At 52.5% G+C, this 22,160-nt stretch carries 17 protein-coding genes; 13 read left to right on the plus strand and 4 right to left on the minus strand.

The window, feature by feature from the left end; all coding sequences use genetic code 11:
* Positions 1–568: 568 nt before the first annotated feature.
* Both mutS and QVO66_RS12400 read right to left on the minus strand, forming a co-directional pair.
* The gene (mutS, locus tag QVO66_RS12395) at positions 569–3,196 is read right to left on the minus strand and encodes a DNA mismatch repair protein MutS (protein ID WP_288172870.1); all 2,628 of its coding nucleotides are present in this window, start codon (positions 3,194–3,196) and stop codon (positions 569–571) included.
* A 216-nt stretch (positions 3,197–3,412) separates the two neighbouring features.
* Complete coding sequence (locus QVO66_RS12400; RefSeq protein WP_021855812.1) at positions 3,413–4,228, minus strand: hypothetical protein; 816 nt, start codon at positions 4,226–4,228, stop codon at positions 3,413–3,415.
* Between the two features lie 407 nt (positions 4,229–4,635).
* On the opposite strand from QVO66_RS12400, the gene QVO66_RS12405 reads away from it, so the two are divergent.
* Positions 4,636–5,061, plus strand: a complete 426-nt coding sequence (locus tag QVO66_RS12405) for a lipoprotein (protein ID WP_021855813.1) — start codon at positions 4,636–4,638, stop codon at positions 5,059–5,061.
* Between the two features lie 61 nt (positions 5,062–5,122).
* On the plus strand, positions 5,123–5,572 hold the full coding sequence (locus tag QVO66_RS12410; RefSeq protein WP_021855814.1) for a D-Ala-D-Ala carboxypeptidase family metallohydrolase: 450 nt from the start codon (positions 5,123–5,125) through the stop codon (positions 5,570–5,572).
* Between the two features lie 471 nt (positions 5,573–6,043).
* Here QVO66_RS12410 and QVO66_RS12415 read toward each other — a convergent pair whose 3' ends face one another.
* Positions 6,044–6,826, minus strand: a complete 783-nt coding sequence (locus QVO66_RS12415) for a phosphatase PAP2 family protein (RefSeq protein WP_288172871.1) — start codon at positions 6,824–6,826, stop codon at positions 6,044–6,046.
* Positions 6,827–7,181: 355 nt separating this feature from the next.
* Here QVO66_RS12415 and QVO66_RS12420 point away from each other — a divergent pair, with 355 nt between their 5' ends.
* The 9 genes from QVO66_RS12420 (at position 7,182) to QVO66_RS12460 (ending at position 18,924) form a co-directional block, all read left to right on the plus strand.
* Positions 7,182–7,418 (plus strand): hypothetical protein, encoded by a 237-nt coding sequence (locus QVO66_RS12420; protein ID WP_288172872.1) that lies wholly within the window; start codon positions 7,182–7,184, stop codon positions 7,416–7,418.
* Positions 7,402–7,848 (plus strand): HU family DNA-binding protein, encoded by a 447-nt coding sequence (locus QVO66_RS12425; RefSeq protein WP_021855816.1) that lies wholly within the window; start codon positions 7,402–7,404, stop codon positions 7,846–7,848. The genes QVO66_RS12420 and QVO66_RS12425 overlap by 17 nt, the downstream gene beginning before the upstream one ends.
* A 273-nt stretch (positions 7,849–8,121) precedes the next feature.
* Complete coding sequence (locus QVO66_RS12430; RefSeq protein ID WP_021855817.1) at positions 8,122–8,223, plus strand: smalltalk protein; 102 nt, start codon at positions 8,122–8,124, stop codon at positions 8,221–8,223.
* 264 nt (positions 8,224–8,487) lie between these two features.
* Entirely contained in the window at positions 8,488–9,594 is a 1,107-nt protein-coding gene (locus QVO66_RS12435; protein WP_021855818.1) for a BACON domain-containing protein, read from the plus strand.
* A 334-nt stretch (positions 9,595–9,928) separates the two neighbouring features.
* Positions 9,929–12,784, plus strand: coding sequence for a leucine--tRNA ligase (gene leuS / locus QVO66_RS12440; protein WP_021855819.1), 2,856 nt, complete (start codon positions 9,929–9,931; stop codon positions 12,782–12,784).
* 193 nt (positions 12,785–12,977) lie between these two features.
* Positions 12,978–13,922, plus strand: coding sequence for a YitT family protein (locus tag QVO66_RS12445; RefSeq protein WP_021855820.1), 945 nt, complete (start codon positions 12,978–12,980; stop codon positions 13,920–13,922).
* 48 nt (positions 13,923–13,970) lie between these two features.
* Positions 13,971–14,570 carry a non-canonical purine NTP diphosphatase gene (locus QVO66_RS12450; RefSeq protein WP_021855821.1) on the plus strand — a complete coding sequence of 200 codons (600 nt, stop codon included), beginning with the start codon at positions 13,971–13,973 and terminating at the stop codon, positions 14,568–14,570.
* 170 nt (positions 14,571–14,740) lie between these two features.
* Positions 14,741–16,864, plus strand: a complete 2,124-nt coding sequence (porZ, locus tag QVO66_RS12455) for a type IX secretion system anionic LPS delivery protein PorZ (RefSeq protein ID WP_021855822.1) — start codon at positions 14,741–14,743, stop codon at positions 16,862–16,864.
* A 35-nt stretch (positions 16,865–16,899) separates the two neighbouring features.
* A complete protein-coding gene (locus QVO66_RS12460) occupies positions 16,900–18,924 on the plus strand; it encodes an acyltransferase family protein (protein WP_021855823.1) in 2,025 nt (674 codons plus the stop codon).
* Here the strand turns inward: QVO66_RS12460 and QVO66_RS12465 are convergent.
* Positions 18,894–19,793, minus strand: a complete 900-nt coding sequence (locus QVO66_RS12465; protein ID WP_021855824.1) for a glycosyltransferase — start codon at positions 19,791–19,793, stop codon at positions 18,894–18,896. The genes QVO66_RS12460 and QVO66_RS12465 overlap by 31 nt on opposite strands.
* A gap of 221 nt (positions 19,794–20,014) precedes the next feature.
* On the opposite strand from QVO66_RS12465, the gene QVO66_RS12470 reads away from it, so the two are divergent.
* Both QVO66_RS12470 and QVO66_RS12475 read left to right on the plus strand, forming a co-directional pair.
* Positions 20,015–20,926, plus strand: a complete 912-nt coding sequence (locus tag QVO66_RS12470; protein WP_021855825.1) for a glycosyltransferase family 2 protein — start codon at positions 20,015–20,017, stop codon at positions 20,924–20,926.
* Positions 20,923–22,005 carry a glycosyltransferase family 4 protein gene (locus QVO66_RS12475; RefSeq protein WP_021855826.1) on the plus strand — a complete coding sequence of 361 codons (1,083 nt, stop codon included), beginning with the start codon at positions 20,923–20,925 and terminating at the stop codon, positions 22,003–22,005. The genes QVO66_RS12470 and QVO66_RS12475 overlap by 4 nt, the downstream gene beginning before the upstream one ends.
* Positions 22,006–22,160: the final 155 nt, after the last annotated feature.

Genomic DNA, 22,160 nt, shown 5'->3' on the forward strand with positions numbered 1-22,160 from the left:
ATATTTTGACTTGAAAACAAATCTGTTCTAATGGAGAATTGAGAATGGAGAATGGATAATTATGATTTGACTTGAGGGGTATTGGGATGCCGGATGTTGAGCCTATTGCCGGTGTGTCGGGTGTTCTGTGGCCGGTGTATTTTGTCCGCTGTAACCAATTTATTATGTCTTCTGCCGGCATATTTTGTCTTTTACGGCTGTAATACTGTCCCCTGCAACTATTCTGTTCTCCTTTCTGATTATGCTATCCTTTCTTTTGTCTTTATTCTCCACGGAGAAATGTTCTCCTTTGTATTGTGTTCTGATTTAAATCACGGCGCAGAACTTATTATCAGTGTGCGTATATGTTGATGACTTACGACATTCATTCATGCCGACAGTCATAGACTTAAAATGTCTGAGGGGCTGCCATGCGGCGCCTTGTCTTTAACCCAAATCGGCTATTATGATTCGGTATGAAAGCCTGAATGCACAAAAGTGATAAAACCATGTGCTGTATGATGACCTGTTGGGGGTTAGTTTTCTGCCGCCACGACAGCGTGCGCCGCGCCACGGCGGCAGCCCTGCCCTATTTGCCTGTAACTATGCGCTTTATGTCGTTCAGCTTGTTGAGCGCCTCCACGGGCGTCAGGTTGTTGATGTCGAGCCCCAATATCTCGTCGCGCACCTGGCACAGCACTGGGTCGTCTAGCTGGAAGAAGCTGAGCTGCATGCCCTGCCGGCTCATGTTTATCTTATCTGCCGACGGCTTGCCCACTCCGCCCACCTGGGCGTTGTCGGCCTCAAGCTCCTTCAGTATGGTCTCTGCCCTCTTCACGATGCTCTTTGGCATGCCGGCTATCTGCGCCACGTGTATACCGAACGAGTGCTCAGAGCCGCCCGGCTCGAGCTTTCTCAGGAAGATAACCTTGCCGCCCGACTCTCTTACGCTTACGTTGAAGTTCTTTATGCGGGCAAAGTTTTTCTCCATCTCGTTGAGCTCGTGATAGTGAGTGGCAAAGAGCGTGCGCGCCTGAGCCTTGGGATGCTCGTGCAGATACTCCACAATGGCCCACGCTATGCTTATTCCGTCGTATGTAGACGTGCCTCGGCCAAGCTCGTCGAAGAGCACCAGCGAGCGCGGAGTAACGTTGTTCAAAATGTTGGCGGCCTCGGTCATCTCAACCATGAAGGTCGACTCGCCCAGCGATATGTTGTCCGACGCTCCCACACGTGTGAATATCTTGTCAACCAGACCTATTCTGGCGCTCTCTGCCGGCACGAAGCATCCTATCTGGGCCAGCAGCACTATCAGCGCAGTCTGACGCAGCAGAGCCGACTTTCCGGCCATGTTCGGACCTGTGATTATTATTATCTGCTGCTTCTTGTCGTCGAGGTATATGTCGTTGGGCACATAGCTCTCGCCCACGGGCAGCTGCGTCTCTATCACCGGGTGGCGTCCCTGATGTATGTCGAGCACAATGTTGTCGGCATCAATGGCAGGTCGGATGTAGCCGTGCTCGGCGGCAGTCTTTGCGAAAGACAGCAGACAGTCGATACGGGCTATGAGCGAGGCGTCGGTCTGTATGGCGGGGATATACTCCTGCATCGACAGCACCAGCTCGGAGAACAGCTTGCTCTCCAGCTGCAATATCTTGTCTTCGGCGCCCAGAATCTTCTCCTCATATTCCTTCAGCTCCTGCGTTATATAGCGCTCGGCGTTGGCAAGAGTCTGCTTTCTCACCCACTCCTCCGGCACCTTGTCCTTGTAGATGTTGCGCACTTCGAGGTAATAGCCGAACACGTTGTTGTAGCCTATCTTCAGCGACGATATGCCCGTAAGCTCGGTTTCGCGCTCCTGTATCTTCAGCAGATAGTCTTTGCCGCTGTAGGCTATGTTGCGCAGTTCGTCGAGCTCGCTGCTTACGCCGTTCTTTATCACGCCGCCCTTGCTCACAAGCTGCGGCGAATCTTCGTTCACCTCGCGCTCAATGCGGTCGCGCAGGCCCTCGCACAGCGCCATCTGGTCGCCAATGCGACGCAGCACGGCGTTGTCTGCCTCGAGACATGCACGCCTTACGGGCACCAGGGCCTGCAGGGCTGTCTTGAGCTGCACCACCTCACGCGGCGACACACGGCCCACGGCAACCTTTGATATGATGCGCTCCAGGTCGCCTATGCGGTGGAGCTGACTGTCGAGAAGGTCTTTAAATTCGGGATGGCGGAAGAAATATTCAACCACGTCGAGCCTGTCTTCTATCACGCGGGCATCTCTCAGGGGGAACACCACCCAGCGCTTCAGCATGCGGGCGCCCATCGGCGACACGGTGCGGTCAATGACGTCGAGCAGCGACGAGCCGTCGTCCTGCATGGGGTGCAGCAGCTCCAGAGAGCGTATGGTGAACTTGTCGAGTCTTACGTAGCGCTCTTCTTCAATGCGCGAGAGCGACGTTATGTGGCCAATGTGCGTGTGCTGCGTCATCTCGAGATACTGAAGTATGGCTCCGCTCGCCACCACTCCACTCCTTAGATGCTCCACGCCGAAGCCCTTGAGCGACTTTACGTCGAAGTGGCTCAGCAGCTTCTGGTTGGCCGACTGCTCGGTGAAAACCCAGTCGTCGAGCTCGAAGGTGAAGAACTTGTTGCCGAACCAGCGCTCAAACTCTGCCCTGCGGCCGCGCTCAAAGAGCACTTCCTTAGGCGAGAAGTTGACGAGCAGCTTCTCTACATAGTCGTAGGAGCCTTCGCCCGTGAGGAATTCGCCGGTAGATATGTCGAGAAACGCCACTCCGCAGGCCGTCTTGCCGAAGTTGACGGCGGCCAGGAAGTTGTTTTCCTTGTAGTTAAGCACATTGTCGGTCATGGCCACTCCGGGCGTAACCAGTTCGGTTATGCCTCGCTTAACGAGCTTCTTGGTGAGCTTGGGGTCCTCCAGCTGGTCGCAGATGGCCACTCTCCTGCCCGCCCTTACGAGCTTTGGCAGATATGTGTCGAGCGCATGATGCGGAAATCCGGCCATCTCCGTAGGGTCTTTCGAGCCTCCGTTGTTGCGCCTGGTGAGCGTTATGCCCAGTATCTTGCTGGCGTCTACGGCGTCCTGAAGGTATGTCTCATAAAAGTCTCCGCAACGAAACAGCAGCAGCGCGTCGGGGTGCTTTGCCTTCAGCGACATAAACTGCTTCATCATCGGGGTTAGTTCGTTGTCTTTCTTTGCCATGATCTGTTGTGGATAGCCTGCCTGTTCTGGTCTGTAAGTCAGGCACTATGGGTTATTTTCAAGCTGCAAACTTACTAATTTTTTTCCAATTTCTGACTGACAGAAAAGGAAAAACAGCTGAAAACTGAGAATTGAAAGACAATTAAGCGGCTGTTCTTAATCTCTTCCAATTCCCAGTTTTCAAATCCCAATTTTCTATTTCTTATAAGTTTGTTGTCATCTTTTTCCGCTGAAGCCCTTTGTCGGAGTGGTTTTCTGCGTAGTTGTCGATGGCTTGCTTCCTGTGCTTCTTACGGGCTTTGTACCGCTGAACGAGCCTGAAGGCCTTACAGTTGTGCTGCCCGATGTGCCCGTACCTCTCGACGGACGGCTCGTAGCGGGCTTGCCGGCTGAGGTTGTAGGCTTCTTGTTAGTGGTGGGACGGCCGTGCGACGCGGTGCCCGTAGAAGGCTTGGGGGCCGTAACCGTGTGGCCCTGATTTGTCGGTTTAGAGGGCTTCGGGGTTGTCGTCACGCTGTGGCCCGAGTGGTTTGTAGTGCCCGTCCTTACCGGCGTCAGCTTGTGAGCGCTGCTGTATGTGCGGCCCTTATACCAGCTCTTGCCGCCGTTGCTGCGCCAGCTGTGGCCTCCGCGGTAGGTGGTGTAGACGCTGGGGCGGCTGTAATAATAGTAAGAGCGGTCGGTGTAGCGCGTGTAGATGCTGTATCTGAAGCCCGAGCTCCAGTAGACCGGACGGTAGAAATATGTCCTTGACATATACAGGTTATACTGTGCCGCGGTGAGCACATAGCTCAGGTCGAGGTTGCGGCGCGTCCAGCACGTAGAGTAAAGGTCGTCCTGATAGTTGAGCGCCATGAGATAGTCGAGGTTTATTTCATACACGGCGTCATACTGGCTCTCATAAAGTCCCAGTTCGTATGCCATCTTGTCTGTCAGGAACAGGGCCTCCTCACGGGCCTGCGTATATGTCATTGCCTGCAACGTAACCGTGGTTATCATCATTATGATGAAGGATGTAAGTAATCGTTTCATAACCGTCAATTTTTAAAATGTTAGACAATCAGCAGTATCAAACAAATGTTCTGAGAGCAAAGATAGTGAAATTTGGGCTAAAGTGCAAGCAGTTTACCCTACAACAGCATCGGATTTTCCCTACAATTCAGCGGGATTTGCCCCCGCACACAACACAGACGGGCATGACTGCCGTGGCTGAAGGGCAGGGCAGAGGGGGCAGGAAATAAAACTTTTTTTAATGTTTTTATATCGCATTGCGAACATATATTGCACAAAAGCGGCATAATTTTGCCCCCGGAACAGGACCTTAGCCCGACAAGGAGAGATTGTTTCATGAGATAACACGGCCCGGCGCCGCCACGCAAGCTACCGCGGGGCAGGGCAGAGGGCACAAATACAACAGACCTTTAAAACTGATTTTAGAAATGATTGTAAGTATTAACCTGAACGAAGAGAGACAGAAAGACTTTGCCGACATGCTGAGCAAGGAACAGCGCGAAAGCGCAAGGCGCATAATGGCGCAGCAGCTGGGCCAGCTGCTGACACGCAACCCGGCCGAAAACCTGTACTGGACGGAGAGCAAGACCGACCTGATGGAGCTGGTCTACGACGTCTACATGGCCGAAAGCCCCGTTGACAGGCTGGGCCGCCCCTACAGCTTCAGCGAGATGGCGCGCAGGGCATGCACCGTGCTGCACGTGCCCATGCCGAAGAATCCCTACGCCATGGTGTATAACGCAAGGGAGAGGAAGGGCGTGAAGCAGAAGTCGTTCTTCAGCCGCTACTGCTGGCTGATGTACTGCAGGCACTCGCGCAACCCGCTCTACGCCATGATAAGATGCATGCGCTGAACAGACAACGCAACGGCAAGGTAACCATGAAAAACATTAACAGACCATAAAACACAAGACAATGGACAAGAACACACAGACAAGACTGTCGGAACACTTCACGCTGGAGGAGATGTGCCGCTCGGGCGCGGCAGTAAGACACCGCATAGACAACACGCCCGACAGAGAACAGACCGAACGCCTCAGGCAGCTCTGCCTGAACGTGCTGGAACCGCTGCGCAGGCGCTTCGGCGTGATACGCATAACGAGCGGATTCCGCTCCGAGCGGCTCAACGCCATAGTGGGCGGGGCTAACACCTCGCAGCACATGAGGGGCGAGGCTGCCGACATACACATATCAAGCATGGAGACGGGGCGCAAGATGTATGCCTACATAACCGCCAACCTCGACTTCGACCAGCTGCTCTTTGAACACTCGATGAGCAACGGGGCATGCTGGCTGCACGTATCCTACAAGGCCGGCAAGGGCCAAAACCGCCGCCAGGCCATACCTTTCTACAAGGCGGCATAAGGCCACGCAACGCGCTGACACCCAGTATATTGCAAAAGGCAGCCTTTCGTGCTGCAAAAAGTTATCTTTCACCCTGCAAAAGGCCGTCTTTCACGCTCCGAAAGGCGGCCTTCCTGTTATGCACGGCATAGCGTATATTTATAAAAGATTTGGTGGATACCGACACTTTGCACTGAAAAGATTTGGTGGATACCGACACTTCGCATAGAAAAGATTTGGTGGATACCGACATTTCGCACTGAAAAAATTTGGTGGAAGGCGGAATTGCGGGCATCTATGTGTGAAATACACCAAGGATTACCGCCGGGAAAACGGCATCAACTATCTGCCTGTATACATGACCATGTTATTATAATCAACATACGCATACGAGGCAAATATATGCCGCAAAACGAACATGGCAAACACGGGAAACAGAAAGGAAAAACACCGCAAATGCCATGAACGTAATGCGGCCGGATAGGTATGAAACTAAAACGTCATGTTCATGCTCACGCCAACGCTGCGGCCGTCGTAGTAGGGCAGGGCGGCAAGAGCCGTGGAGCGGCGGCAGGACGACTTGCGGAACAGCAGGGGATAGAGCCTGTAGGCCAGTTTGGTGCTGACGATGCCTATGCACGCACCAGCCACAACGTCGTTTATCCAGTGGCGGTCGTTGTAGACGCGCAGATAGGCCGTGAGCGGAGCCACCACAAAGCCCGACCAGGCTATAAGGGGCGACACCGACTTGTATTCTTCATAAAGAAACTGCGCGCCCATGAAGGCCGTGGCTGTGTGTCCCGACGGAAAAGAGTTGCGCGTGCTTACGTCGGGGCGTCGCTCGCTTATGGCCAGCTTCATGGTGTTGACGATGATGCCCATCGTGGCATACGACATGGCAAGCATGATGGTGCGGTCCTTGAACGAGTGGCGGCCGCGCACGCCTGCAAGGTTGAGTCCGTAGACAGCCACCACGGGCGAATACTGCACATAGTCGTCAGCATGCATCTTGCGCCTGTCCTTCGGCACGAGGGCGTATCTCACGGCGCGCTTCTGCCTGACCATCCATCCGTTCTCGATATACAGCGCCGACACGCCTACGAGGGCGGCAGGCACCACTATGTCGACAGCCCTGAGCCTGTGGCCGTCGTCGAAGGCGCAACGCCGCTGCACATCGCAGCTAAGGCTGTCGGCAGCACTGACGCCTGAAGCAGCACAGAGCAGCAGCATAATGAGGATGATCCTGAAGTTGAACGTTTCTTTACTTTTCATCATTTCGTTAATTTTTCCGGTGTGTCAAGCAATGTCATGGCCGATGGCATAAACCGGCAAAGATATCACACGGAAATGCTGAAAACCACCTATCGGGAAACTGTTTTTTTAATGTATTTTTCAATATACGCATATCCCGAAAACTTATTTTAACCAAACAGCAAGCATCAACACAAGCTGTAGCACAAAGCACGGCCTACGACGGCAGTCAGCCAAGGCACAAACAGCCCGGCGCGCCGAAAGCATCATAAGCACGGAAAAGAGCCATGCGGGCGTAAGCGCCTGACAGTCAGCACGAAACGAAACATCAGAACTGATCATGAAAACATACTAACAGCAGTTGAGCATACAGTCTATCGTGGTAAAACTTGACATCGCTGATCAGAAAGTGTATCTTTGCAAACGTGAACGACATGAAGCCGCAGGCACCTCAAAAGACAGCATGGACAGCCGGCAACCATCAGCCGCCGAAACGGCGCCGGGCAGCATGAAAGACACAACTGACACAAAGAAGCTTCTGAATGCAGAGAGAAACACACACAGATTATTAACCATTAAAAAAGAAAGGAAAAAAGATTATGGCAGTTTTTTATAAGTTGTATCAGGAAAACAGAGAAGGTTCGGCAAACAAGGGCAAGTGGTATGCACGCGCCGTGCACACGGGCACAGTTACAATAGACGACCTGGCAGACGAGATGCAGGCCAACTGTACGGTGAAGAGGGCCGACATCGTGGCCGTACTGAGCGAGCTGGTGGAGACGATGCAGAAGCATCTGCAGATGTCGCACCGCGTGAAGCTCGACCGCCTCGGCACATTCAAGATAGGCATGCACACCAGTCCGGCCGACACCGTGAAGGACTTTACGGCAAGCGGCAACGTCAAGTCGGTGCACGTGCTATTTCAGCCCGAGACCAAGATTGACAAGAACAAGACCCGCACCCGCGCACTGCTTACGGGCTGCAAGGTGCAGGAGCTGCCCAAGAACGCTGTCAGCGACACCCTCGACGACGTGGAAGCCGTGTAGCAGCAGGGCATGAATGAATGCAGACGATGAACGTAACACACATAAATTAACCCCAAAACGGTCATTAGGATTCAGTCGGGATTTAGCTTTATATTGAGCAGATTTTCGTTAGATTTTTAGCAGGCATAGCGGGCTATGTCAAGAAAAATCTGACAAAAAGACGCCAATAGAAACAAAAAGACAGACTGAAAGCATCAATGCACAAAATTGATAAAGTAATATGCGGTCTGATGACCGATTTTGATTAAAAAACTTACAAAAACAAAACAGACAATGGGAACAAAAGACAAGAACAACATTTCGATAATTCTGAAGGTGATAGTGGCAGTGGCAACAGCCATCCTGGGCGTGTTCGGAGTGAACGCGGCAATCTGAAAATGATGCAGTTAATCAAAATCAACCAACCGGTCCGGCAGGCATTTCAGTCTGCCGGATTTTTATGTTTATTCAATATATATACATAAAATATGTGTACTTTTTATCATAAAAGCCACATAATGTAAAAATAAATCGCTATATTTGGCAAATTAAGCTCAAACATATTACACATAAACCTTGATGCCTATGGGAAAATGATGGACGCCAAAATCTAAGAGACCAAAATCATTACACAAAATTAACCTGTTAAACTTATCGCTTATGAAGAAACTGATATTTATGCTCATGGCAGTAATCTGTTTCACGGCATGCTCAAACGACGACAACGACCCCCAAAAGCCTATTAATCCGGAACAGCCAAAAGCCGTGGAGCTGAACGATACCACCCTGACATTTGAACTGAATGCAGACACTGCAACTGTAAACATAGGCAGCAGCGAAGGCTGGTGGATAGAAGAGATTACGACAGAGGAAGACACTCTGAAACCTACTGCCGAGGAGAAGCAGCTGATGGCAGGAGGCGGAGCGTATGAAGCACGATGCCAGTGGGTCAGCGTGAAACGCAACGGCAGCAGCATCGAAGTGGCTGTAGACGATAACGTATATAAAGAACGCACATTCAAGATTATCCTTGCCACAGCCGACAGCACGGCCACCATCACGGGCGTGCAGGAAGAAATGATTACAGGCTGGTGGGACGACATCATAGGCCTGTCGACCAAGACCGTAACGCTCAACGGGGCAGGAGACCCTGCTACTGTAACTACCGAAGGAAAACACTGGTGGATAACATCAATAGAGGTTGACGGAGAGACGCTGTATAATTCCTACTACGACAACACAGAGAACAGAAACATGTATCAGACGGGCAAGTTCAACAAAAAGTGCGACTGGCTCAACGTAAGCGTGGACGACTGGACGCTGAACATATCGGCAGACATGAACTACGGAGCTGGCAGGACCTTCAAGATTTATCTTCAGGCAGGCGACTACCACGACTGCATAGACGGCACGCAGGAAGAGCTGATGACGGGAGGAGGCACCCCCATAAACCTAAAGCCAAAACAAGTTACGATACCGGCAGAAGGCGGCACACAGACATGCACGACAGACAAAGACATTGCATGGATAATACACTGCACTTACATTAACGATAATATCTATTATGCCACATTGGATGAAAAAGAAAACTGCGCAGACACGGGCAAATTTGAAAAAACTTACGAATGGCTGACCGTGAAGCGCGACGGCGAAAATCTGTATGTAACGGCACAACCAAACAATACAGGAAAGGAAAGAACCTTCAAAGTGGTGATTACGGCAGGCGACGCAGGAGACACTCTATACGGCACGCAGCCGGCACAATGACGCCGCAGGCAACACTCACACCGCAGACACTACAGGACGCAACGGCGGCTGAACACACATCATCCGTCCCATATATCCCTTTACGAGAAGGATATGGGGCGGATGATGTTCAATTTGCAACATAGTTTACAAAATATAATAAAAACAATTTTATTTCGTACAATCGAATTTTTGCATTATCTTTGCATATTATAATTATGTGTCATGCCTTACGAAAAAGCAAACCTCCGGCCTGACAATGACGGCCTTGAGTTTTGAACAGGGCTGGACGGGACGGGGCTGCAACAGAGCGGCATAAATAACACAAAGAATAAAAAAACAACGATACGGAACAATGGAATACAATTTCAGAGAGATTGAGAAGAAATGGCAGAAACAGTGGGCCGAGATGAAGACCTACCAGGTTACTGAAGACAAGAGCAGAGAGAAATTCTATGTGCTCAACATGTTTCCTTATCCATCGGGAGCAGGACTGCACGTGGGACATCCGCTGGGATACATAGCCAGCGACATCTACGCCCGCTACAAGAGGCTGATGGGATATAACGTGCTCAACCCCATGGGATACGACGCCTACGGACTGCCCGCCGAGCAGTATGCCATACAGACAGGACAGCATCCGGCCATAACTACGGCCGAAAACATAAGCAGATACCGCAGCCAGCTGGATAAGATAGGATTCTCGTTCGACTGGAACCGCGAGGTGCGCACCTGCGAGCCTAAATATTACAAATGGACACAGTGGGCATTCCAGAAGATGTTCAACTCGTTCTACTGCAACACTTGCCAGAAGGCACAGCCTATAGAGAAGCTCATAGAGCACTTCAGCCAGAAGGGCACCGAGGGACTCGACGTGGCACAGAGCGAGGAGATGAGCTTCACGGCAGCCGAATGGAACGCCATGAGCGAGAAGGAGCAGCAGCAAGTGCTGATGAACTACCGCATAGCCTATCTGGGCGAGACGATGGTTAACTGGTGTGCCGGACTGGGCACCGTGCTTGCCAACGATGAGGTGGTAGACGGCGTGAGCGTGCGCGGCGGTTATCCCGTGGTGCAGAAGAAGATGATGCAGTGGTGTCTGCGCGTAAGTGCCTATGCACAGCGCCTGCTCGACGGACTCGACACTGTAGACTGGACTGAGTCGCTGAAGGAGACTCAGCGCAACTGGATCGGCCGTTCTGAAGGAACAGAGATGCAGTTTAAGGTGGCAGGACAAGACTGGGCTTTCACCATCTTCACCACACGTGCCGACACAATATTCGGCGTAACGTTCATGGTGCTGGCACCTGAAAGCGAACTCGTAGAGAAACTTACCACACCTGAGCAGAAGGCTGAGGTGGACGCATATATAGAGCGCACAAAGAAGCGCACCGAGCGCGAGCGCATCAGCGACCGCTCTGTTACGGGCGTGTTCTCAGGCTCTTACGCCATCAATCCGTTCACGGGCGAGAACATTCCTATCTGGATTTCTGACTATGTGCTGGCTGGATACGGCACAGGAGCCATCATGGCTGTGCCTGCGCACGACTCGCGCGACTATGCCTTTGCCAAGCATTTCGGACTGGAGATACGTCCGCTCATAGAGGGATGCGACGTGAGCGAGGAGAGCTTCGACGCCAAAGAGGGCACCGTGTGCAACTCGCCTAAGAGCGGAGTGGAGACTCTCGACGGATTCTCGCTCAACGGCCTGAGCGTAAAAGAGGCAATAAAGAAGACCAAGGAGTTTGTAACTTCTCACAACATGGGCCGCGTGAAGGTGAACTACCGTCTGCGCGACGCCATCTTCTCACGCCAGCGCTACTGGGGCGAGCCGTTCCCGGTTTACTATAAGGACGGCATGCCTTACATGATTTCAGAAGACAAGCTGCCGCTCGAGCTGCCCGAGATAGACCAGTATAAGCCTACAGAGACAGGCGAGCCGCCGCTCGGACACGCTAAGAAATGGGCTTGGGACACAGAGAAGAACGAGGTTGTGGACAAGAGTCTGATTGACAACAAGACAATATTCCCGCTCGAGCTCAACACCATGCCGGGCTTTGCAGGCTCATCAGCCTACTATCTGCGCTACATGGATCCGCACAACGACAACGCCCTCGTGGGCGAGGAGGCCGACCACTACTGGCAGAACGTTGACCTGTATGTGGGCGGAACAGAGCACGCCACGGGCCACCTGATATACTCACGCTTCTGGAACAAGTTCCTGTTCGACCTCGGTGTGTCGTGCCAGGAGGAGCCTTACAAGAAGCTCGTCAACCAGGGTATGATTCAGGGACGCTCTAACTTCGTTTACCGCGTAAACAGCGACGACCACTCTAAGAAGCCGCTCTTCGTTAGTCTCGGACTGAAAGACCAGTATGACGTAACGCCTATACACGTTGACGTAAACATCGTTCACGGCGACGTACTCGACACAGAGGCATTCAAGGCATGGCGCCCCGAATACAACGACGCCGAATTCATCCTCGAAGACGGCAAGTATGTGTGCGGATGGGCTATAGAGAAGATGTCAAAGTCGATGTTCAACGTTGTCAACCCCGACATGATTGTCGACAAATACGGAGCCGACACGCTGCGTCTCTACGAGATGTTCCTCGGTCCGGTAGAGCAGAGCAAGCCTTGGGACACCAACGGAATAGACGGCTGCCACCGCTTCCTGAAGAAGTTCTGGGCACTGTTCTACGATCAGCGCACGGGCGAGTTCCTGCCCGACCAGAGCGAGCCTACGCCGGAGCAGTATAAGTCTGTCCACAAGCTCATCAAGAAGGTTACGCAAGACATCGAGCAGTTCAGCTACAACACCAGCATATCTGCCTTCATGATTTGCGTCAACGAGCTGCATCAGCTCAAATGCCACAACCAGGCATTGCTGACCGACGTGGTAGGCCTGATAGCTCCGTTTGCTCCGCACATAGCCGAAGAGCTGTGGCACGCACTGGGCAACAGCGGCAGCATATTCGACGCATGCTGGCCCGAATACAACGAGAAATACCTCGTTGAGAGCACCGTTCAGATGGGTATAGCCTTCAACGGCAAGCGCCGCTTCGAGATGCAGTTTGCAGCCGACGCCGACAACGCAGCCATAGAGCAGGCTGTGATGGCCGACCAGAGAACGGCAAAATACATCGACGGCAAGCAGATAGTAAAGGTTATCATCGTGCCGAAGAGAATGGTCAACGTGGTTGTTAAATAACAGCCGCGCCCATATCACTAAGGCAAACAGCAAAATAACAGGACACACACAGGCGGCAAAGGCCGGGCAACACAGCAGAGCCCGGCCACTGAGCCGGCCTGACTCACTCACAGGAGCCGACGCGCTCATGATAAAACCGTTATGTCAACAGAATTAAAAAGAAACACACTTTCACCTTAAAAAATCACAAGCCATGCAGAAGCAAATATTAATTCGTGAAGCCAAAGACTACTTCAACATCACCCTCGGGCTGATGCTCTACACGTTCGCCTTCACGGTGTTCCTCTTGCCTTACGAGATAGTAACGGGAGGTATAGCGGGAATCGGCGCCGTGGTGTTCTACGCCACGAAGTTCCCCGTTCAGTACACATTCTTCATAATCAACGCCGTGCTCATCGTGGCCGCGCTGAAGATACTGGGCTGGCGCTTCCTGATGAAGACCATCTACGCCACGTTCATGCTGACGTTCCTGCTCGACGTGGCCCAGAGAGTTGTCATACAGCCAGACGGCACGTTCTACAAGCTGCTGGGCGACGGCAACGACTTCATGTCGCTCGTCATCGGATGTATGATGACCGGCACGGCCCTGGCCATAGTGTTCCTCAACAACGGCTCTACGGGCGGCACCGACATCATAGCGGCCTCGGTCAACAAGTACCGCAACATATCGCTCGGCCGCGTAATCCTGCTAATCGACGTATGCATCATAGGCAGCTGTCTGTTTATCGACACGTTCGGTCCCGTGCAGTTACGCTGCCAGAAGGTGGTGTTCGGCTTCTGCACCATGTTCATCGAGTGCACCATGCTCGACTACGTGATGAACTGGCAGCGCCAGTCGGTGCAGTTCATGATATTCTCAAAGAAATATCAGGAGATAGCCAACGCCATAGCCACCACCACCGACCACACGATAACCATACTCGACGGTCACGGATGGTATACGGGCAAGGAGACCAAGGTGCTCTGTCTGCTGGCAAAGAAGAACGAGAGCGTGACGATATTCCGACTGATAAAAGTAATCGACCCCAACGCCTTTGTGAGCCAGAGCTCCGTGATAGGCGTATACGGCGAGGGCTTCGACCAGATAAAGGTGAAAGTGCCCAAGAAGATGAAAGACAATACGCTAAACGGCAAGTGACGGCAAAAGGCCGCTGCCACGGGCGCACAGAGAAACAATAAAGAAAAGATGAAAATAGTTTTCGCAACAAACAACAAGAACAAGCTGGCCGAGATAAGAGACATGCTCGGCGACAAGATAGAAGTGATGTCGCTGGCCGACATCAACTGCCACGAGGACATACCCGAGACGGCAGACACGCTGGAGGGAAACGCCCTGCAGAAAGCCCGCTACGTGTTTGACAAATACGGCATGAGCTGCTTTGCAGACGACACCGGACTCGAGGTGGACGCACTGGGCGGAGAGCCGGGAGTCTACTCGGCACGATATGCCGGCGGCGAAGGTCACGACAGCGAGGCCAACATGGCAAAGCTGATGCAGAAGCTCGGCGACAACGACAACCGCAAGGCGCGCTTCCGCACGGTGATAGCCCTGATAACGGGCAGCGGCGACGACGGCGTGAAGCTGTTTGAAGGCGTGGCAGAAGGCGACATAATACGCGAGAAGAGGGGAGGAGAGGGCTTCGGCTACGACCCAATATTCCGCCCCGAAGGCTACGACAAGACATTTGCCGAACTGGGCCACGAGATAAAGAACAAGATATCTCACCGCGCCAGGGCCGTGCAGAAACTTGTAGAATATCTTAAACAGGCAAGCGGCAACAGATAGCCGCCTGCCTTTATATTATCATCACCGCCGCCGGCAAGCGCTGCGCAAAGCGCTCTGGCGACGCAACGGCAATGCCGCTGAACGAAGAATTTTGGCATTTTATAAAACAAATCTTACCTGCCGGCGTTATATCATTGAGCAACAAGCCACAAGCTGTAAACAAAACAATTATGCGAAAAATAAACACCCATATCCTCAGACATATCATGTCATGCTGTCTGCCGTGCCTTTTTCTGCTATTATCAGTGCCGGCCAATGCAATAAGCGACGGCAGCACAGACGGCTGGACCCTCTATCCAAGCTACGGCAACATAACAGAAATAGAGCCCACGGGCAAGGAGGTGTACGTGCTGGCATCCAACAGTCTGTTTTCGTATAACCCCGCAGACGGACTTGTTGCCACCTACGACAAGACAAATATGCTGTCGGACATCGAGATATCGCACATAGCATGGTCAAAATCGGCCGGCAGACTTATCGTTACCTACACAAACTCTAACATCGACCTGCTTTCAAGAAACGGCAGCGTGATCAACGTGCCCGACCTCTACATGAAGGAAGCTACCTACGACAAGACCATAAACAACATTTATATATATAACCAATATGCCTATCTGTCGACAGCCTTCGGCATAGTGAAGATGAACGTCAGCAACGGAAGCATTGCCGACTCGTATCAGCTCGGATTTCAGGTTGACTACTGCTACATCGAGGGCAACTACATCTATGCTGCATCGAGCACGCAGGGCATCTACCGCGGCAACATGCAGGACAACCTGCTCGACAAAGGCAACTGGAGCCGCACGGGCGACTATGTGGCGCAGAACATAGACCGCACAAAGGTGTACGACCAGACCGACGGCACATGGTGGACCAAGACCGAAGACGGAAAGCTAACAGGATATAAGATAAACAGCGACAACGTGCCCGTGTATGTAACCGAAGGCGTTGCACCCGACGGACCCGCATCCAACAACTTCTACCGCATATACATCAACAACGGAAGCCTCTACGGCGTGGGCGGCCTGTGGTCGCAGGAGACCGACGGCAACCGCCCGGGCGAAGTTCACGTGTGGAACGGCGACAGCTGGTCGGAGTTTGAAAAGGTTACAACAGACAAGATAGGCCACAGCTATGTTGACGTGCTGTGCCTCGACTTCGACCCAACAATAAGCGGACACGTCATGGTGGGCGCCAAGAGCGGCATGTATGAGTTTCAGGACGGCAAGTTCGTGAAGCACTACACAACGGACAACAGCGCGCTCGAGTCGCCGTTCAATCCGCCGTCGAAAGACTATACCATCGTTACATCTGTAAAATACGACGCTGCCGGAAACCTCTGGGCGCTCAACTCGCTGATAAGCAACAGCATAAAGTGCCTCTCGAAAAGCGACGGAAAATGGACTACATATCAACATTCAGAACTGTCGGGCACCAACAGCTACGACCTTGAGAAAGCCTTTATCAGCAAGACCAACGGCAAGATGTGGTTTGTAAACAACAACTACAACAACACCATACTTTACTCATACGACTATGCCAACGACGTGCTGACAAAATACGGACCGAGCATAATAAACCAAGACGGAACAAGCCTCGGCGCAAACTACATATTCAGTCCGGTTGAAGACAGGGAAGGAAACGTATGGGTAGGCACCAACGCCGGACCTGTTTATCTCTCGGCAAGCGCCATACAGAACGGCTCAACTTACTTCACGCAGCACAAAGTGCCGCGCAACGACGGCACCAACTATGCCGACTATCTGCTATCGGGCATTGACGTGCGCGCCATAGCCATCGACGGCGGCAACCGCAAATGGATAGGCACCAACTCTAACGGAGTGTTCCTCATCAGCGACGACAACAACACGCAGATAAGCCACTTCACCACAGACAACTCGCCTCTGCCGTCAAACCTTGTGCAGGACATAGCCATCGACGGTGCGTCGGGACGTGTGTATTTCGCCACAGACAAGGGCTTATGTTCTTATCAGAGCGACGCAACCGAGCCGACAGACGAGATGACCAAGGACAACGTATACGCATATCCCAATCCCGTAAGACCCGACTACACGGGCCTGATAACCATCACAGGCCTTAGCTATGACGCCGACGTGAAGATAGTAACGTCGAGCGGAGCACTCGTAAACCAGGGCCGAAGCACGGGCGGATCATACACATGGGACGGCTGCGACCTCAACGGCAAGCGTGTGGCATCGGGCGTGTATATGGTTGAGACGGCAACATCGTCGGGCGACAAGGGCACCGTGTGCAAGATTGCCATAGTAAACTGACATCACAACAGACATAAAAATCTCAGCAGGAACACGTGACACGAAATACAGACATCCTATCTCACGAAAACACATTATGGACGCAGGGCATATCGGCTATAATGGTTATGCTGATGCACTTCATAATGCAGATTGAAGGTTACCCCCGCATCGTCAACATATTAGGCAGCATAGGCGTGGCTGCGTTTCTGTTCATATCAGGCTTCGGACTAAACGAAAGCTACAAGAAAAGCGGTCTGACCGGCTACTGGCACAAACGCATTGTGCGCGTAATAATACCGTGCTGGCTCGTCTTTCTGTTCAAGCTGCCGTTTGAAGAGCAGTTCAGCCTGTCAAGGCTTGTCCACAACCTGCTCTTCACCGACTCGGAACTGTGGTTTGTCGACTATATCGTAAGATGGTATATCATCTACTGGCTGGCGCGCAGACTATCACCGCGCCACACCACCAAGATACTTGCAGGCTTCTCAGTGGCCTTCATCTTCGCCCAACAGCTCATGTGCGAGCAGGCCTTCTCGTTCTTCTGCGGATACATCGTGTCGCAGCATTATGACAAGGTAAGACAGACAAGCCGCGGCAGGATAATAAAATTCACGGCGGCAGCCTTTGCCTACGGCACGGCGTTCATGCTCATCAAGGAGATTCCGTTCGTAAGGGGATACATCGGCACCGTGCCCTTCAACATCATACTGCTCAACATCAAGCTGCCGCTGGCAGTAGCCATAATCACATCTCCATACATATTACCGCAGCTGAAGAGGCTCAGACCTATATCATGGTTCGGCAAGATAAGCTATGAGATATACATAGTTCACTTCTTCGTCTTGCCGTTTGTAACCGACTTTTTATCCATAATTAAATACATGGCGGCGTCTACCGTCATTGCCGCCGTGTTCAACAGGATAAACAACGAGCTGAAGAACAACTTCACCACGGTGTTCACCTCAATACTCTACATCGCCGTATGCTACATCATGGCATGCAAATACAGCATGAGGGCCACCGAACATTTCGGATACGTCAGCATGAGCTATGCCGTCATCCTGGCGCTCGTCACGCTGCTGTTTAATCGCCGAAAGACAATTATAAGCAGACATTCTGAGGCAATATTCTGGTCAATGGCAGTGATAATGGCAGTTGCAATGGCAGCCGTGCAGTATCATTTCGACCCCATGCAGAACCAGGTTGACCGCTGGTCGGCCATAGCCAATCCGCTCACTGCCATGTTCAGCGGCCAGTTTCCTTATTCGGCACAGACCCATTTAGGCGGCTATGCCTCGCCGTTCCCGGTGTGGATGGTGTTCCACATACCTTTCTGGGCACTCGGCAACGTAGGCCTTTCAGAGATTTTCACCGCCCTGCTGTTCGTCATCAGCGTCAAGGCCGCCTACGGCTCTCAGGCAGGCATAAAGGCCACCGTGCTGCTTGCGCTAAGCCTTAACCTATGGTATGAAACGGCAGTGAGGAGCGATCTTATATCCAATTTTCTTCTTCTTGCATCATTTATAAACCTTCTTATATGCAAGAAGATAACCTTCAGTAAATATCCTTTGATGCTCGCTGCTATAGCCGGCCTGTGGCTGTCAACGAGAATAAGCACGGCATTTCCTCTCTTCATCATGTTCTTTCCCTTCTGGCTCAAGCTTTCTGCGGGCCGCAAGGTGTCCACGCTGCTCATTGCCGCAGCCGTGCTGTGCCTTACATTCCTGCCGTTTGCATTGTGGGACTGGCACGAACTGTTCTATGCCGAGAACAATCCGTTCTCGCTTCAGTCGAGACAGGGACGCCCGGCCGACTCGCTTCTGCTGCTCGCTGCTGCAGTGATAATGGCTTTAAAATGGAAGGGAAACAACAAGATGCTTATGCTATTCTCGGCTATAATGCTTATCCTCGTGCCCGTGCTGGCATACGGACACAATATGTATGTGTACGGCAACTGGACCGACATATTCAATTCGGCCTACGACATAACCTATCTCGACGCCTCGCTGCCGTTCTGCATCACGCTCATGGCAGCCTTCGGAGCATGTCAGATGCAGGCAAAGAAGCCCAGCTTGTAGAGCTTGAATACTGCCAACGACGGCTTATTGCCACGCAGATTGCGCAGTTCGGCGCCGCTGAACATTCTGTGGAACAGCCTGACAAGCCACAGCATGTGCATCGACCTCAGCCTGCCTACCATGCCGAGCAGCGGCGAATAGTCTTTTAGTTCGCCGGCAAACTGATGCAGAGTGAGCATGGCCTCCTCTATCTTCTTCAGATAAGCCGCATTGCCTTCAAAGCACGTATAAGCCACAGGATTGTCTATATGTCTTACCACGATGCCGCTGTTGCGGAACGCACGGCCAAGCATCACGTCCTCATATCCGTAGCCCTTTATCCTTTCGTCGTAAGGCACACGCTCAAGAACAGAGCGGTGATAAAAGAAGTTTGTCGTGCGGAACGAATTGTATGGCAGCCAGTTTCTCACCTCAACCGAATGGTTTTTCTCTTCAAATTTCTCATATCTGAAGCGCAGGTTCTCCTTATATAGTCTTGCCGAATCTGCCCCTCCGTCAACACACACGCCGCCGCACACGGCCTCGCCGCGCTGCGCTCCGCTGCTGAGATAGCGCAGCAGAAAGTCGTCGTAGACCAGACTGAGGCGCGCGTCGACCATCAGATGCCACTCATATTTGCCCTTAGACGTCATATTGTTGCGCATGGCTGCACGGCAGTCGTGGTGGCGGTCAATAACGTAGCGGCAGTGAGAAAGGCCGTCTATCGCCCTGTTTTCGGCTATCACGGCCTCGTTGGTGCTTCCGTCGTCTATTGCGAGAATCTCATATTCAAGGCCGTCTATGGCTTCAGCCTGCGAGTGGAGCACGCTGACAAGCGCCACGGCACTGTCGTTATAGACGGGTATAAGTATTGACAATTCGTTTATCATTTTGTTTTGCACAGATATGAATATTTAAGGTGCTGCCGTGCCGTTACGCAATTGCAGGCCAGCGTATATTATGCAAATATAATGAAAGCCGGCGGCAAAACAAAATAAAAGGCGCAGTTTTTAGACCGCGCCGCCAAGCGCGTACGATATACGTACCTTAAAAAACACAATAAACAGCATAATTTGCAAATAATGCTATTTATTTTTTTAAATTTGCAAGTATGAAACTCAGCATCATCATCCCCGTTTACAACGCCGAAAAGACGCTCGGCAGATGCCTGGACAGCATACTGTCGCAGACGTATGAAGACTTCGAGGTGCTGCTCGTTGACGACGGCTCTACCGACGGCAGCGGTCTGACGGCCGACAAGATAGCGCAGGGCGACAGCCGCCTTACCGTCATACATAAGACCAACGGAGGCCCCTCGGCGGCACGCAACTGTGCGCTCGACCGCATCAGAGGAGAGTATGTAACCTTTGCCGACAGCGACGACGAGCTCACACCGGGCACGCTCGGCAGGATAATGGCCATAATGGAGCAGCATCCTGAATACGACATACTTGAATATCCGGCTACGGAACGGCCCGGACGCAAGGACATGCACGTGATGAACCCGGGCAGCAGGGTGTATGCCGACGCCATCGGATGGCTCTCCGACCACGGCTTCGGCCACTGCTGGATGTGGAACAAGGTGTTCCGCAGGCAGATGTTCGACGGCGTAAGGTTTCCTGAAGACAGAAGGATGTTTGAGGACGGCATCGTCCTCGGCAAGATCATCAGCCGGCATCCTGTAATGGCAACCACCGGCGAAGGCATGTATCTCTACCACTGGAACGGCGACGGACTGACCGCCAAGGCTGCCTGCGGCGGACTCGTAACCATGCTCGAGGCACAGCTCGAAGTGGTGAAGATGCTCGGCATTGACACGAGAGAGAAGAAATGGCACAAGCTCTACATGGACATGTTCACGGCGCAGCTGTATGCCTACCGCGCCACGGGCAGACTGATGCTGCACAGCCAGAAGGTTGCAGCCGATATACACGGAGGCATGAGCGGCATGATAAAATCGCTAATGCTCAACACGTTAGGACTGAAGACGGCGTGCAGGATATTCAAAACACTAAGACCATGAAGATTGTTTATCTTATAGAAGACTTCGCCATAAAGGGCGGGGCAGAGCGCATGATATCCGAAAAGGCCAACACCTTTACGGCCGTGAAGGGGCACGACGTAACCATTGTGTCGATATTCAGCGACAGCCGTCCGCCGGCATATCCGCTCAACGGCGTGTCGTTCGTAAGTCTGGGCGTGCCCTTTGCCGCCACTGACTGCAGCCTGCTTGCCAAGACCATGTCGCGCCTCAGGGTGCTTACGTCGGCTGCCGTGCGCTTCAACAGACTGATGTCTGAGCTTCGCCCCGACGTCATCTTCTTCACGCTGCCCATGGGAGCGCTGCTCCTGCCGCTCTACCGCGGCAACGCAAAGCGAGTGTATGAGTCGCACTCGGCACGGCAGTTTACGCCTTACCACAGCTTGTTCGCGCCCATGGAGCTTATGGCCGACATCGTGGTGTGCATAACCGAACAGGACGCACGGCAGTATGCAAGGGCACGCAATAAGAGAGTTATACCCAACTTTATCAACACTCCCCGCCACACCGCCGAAGACTACGGCGCAAAAAGGGCGCTGGCGGCAGGCAGACTTGAGCATCCAAAAGGCTTCGACATCCTTATCAGATGCTGGAAGGAGATAGACAAGGCGCATCCTGACTGGCGGCTCGACATCTACGGCGAAGGCTCGCTGCGCGAAAGTCTGCAGCAACAGATAGACCAACTGGGGCTGAGCGGCAAGATAAGACTGTGCGGACGCACCGAAGACATGATGCAGACATACCCCAGATACAGCCTCATGCTGGCCACGTCGAGGTTTGAGGGCTTCTCGCTCGTGCTTGCCGAGGCACAGGCATGCGGACTGCCTGCCGTAACGTTCGACTTTAAATATGGCGCACGCGAGATTGTTGCCGACGGCATAACGGGCACAATAGTGCCGCAGGACGACATGCAGGGCTTTGCCAGGGCAGCAATAGACATGATGGCGTCTGAAGACAAGCGCCGCAGCTATGGCGAAGAGGCTGCAAGGCGGACGATGCGCTTCTCGCGCGACAGGGTGATGGAGGAGTGGTACAGGCTGCTTGACGACCTGAGCCGATGAGCATCACGCGCAGTATATCTTCTGATGAAACAAGCAGGGCAACAGCTTACAAGACGATATATGACTATATATAATGTCATACCGCCTTACCGCGACTATAGCCTCAGGCATACTTTAATGGCTGTGCTTATGCAGCATGACATTTACACATACAG

It is taken from the genome of Prevotella sp. CAG:255, from assembly GCF_000431195.1.
Taxonomy (GTDB): Bacteria; Bacteroidota; Bacteroidia; order Bacteroidales; family Bacteroidaceae; genus Prevotella; species Prevotella rara.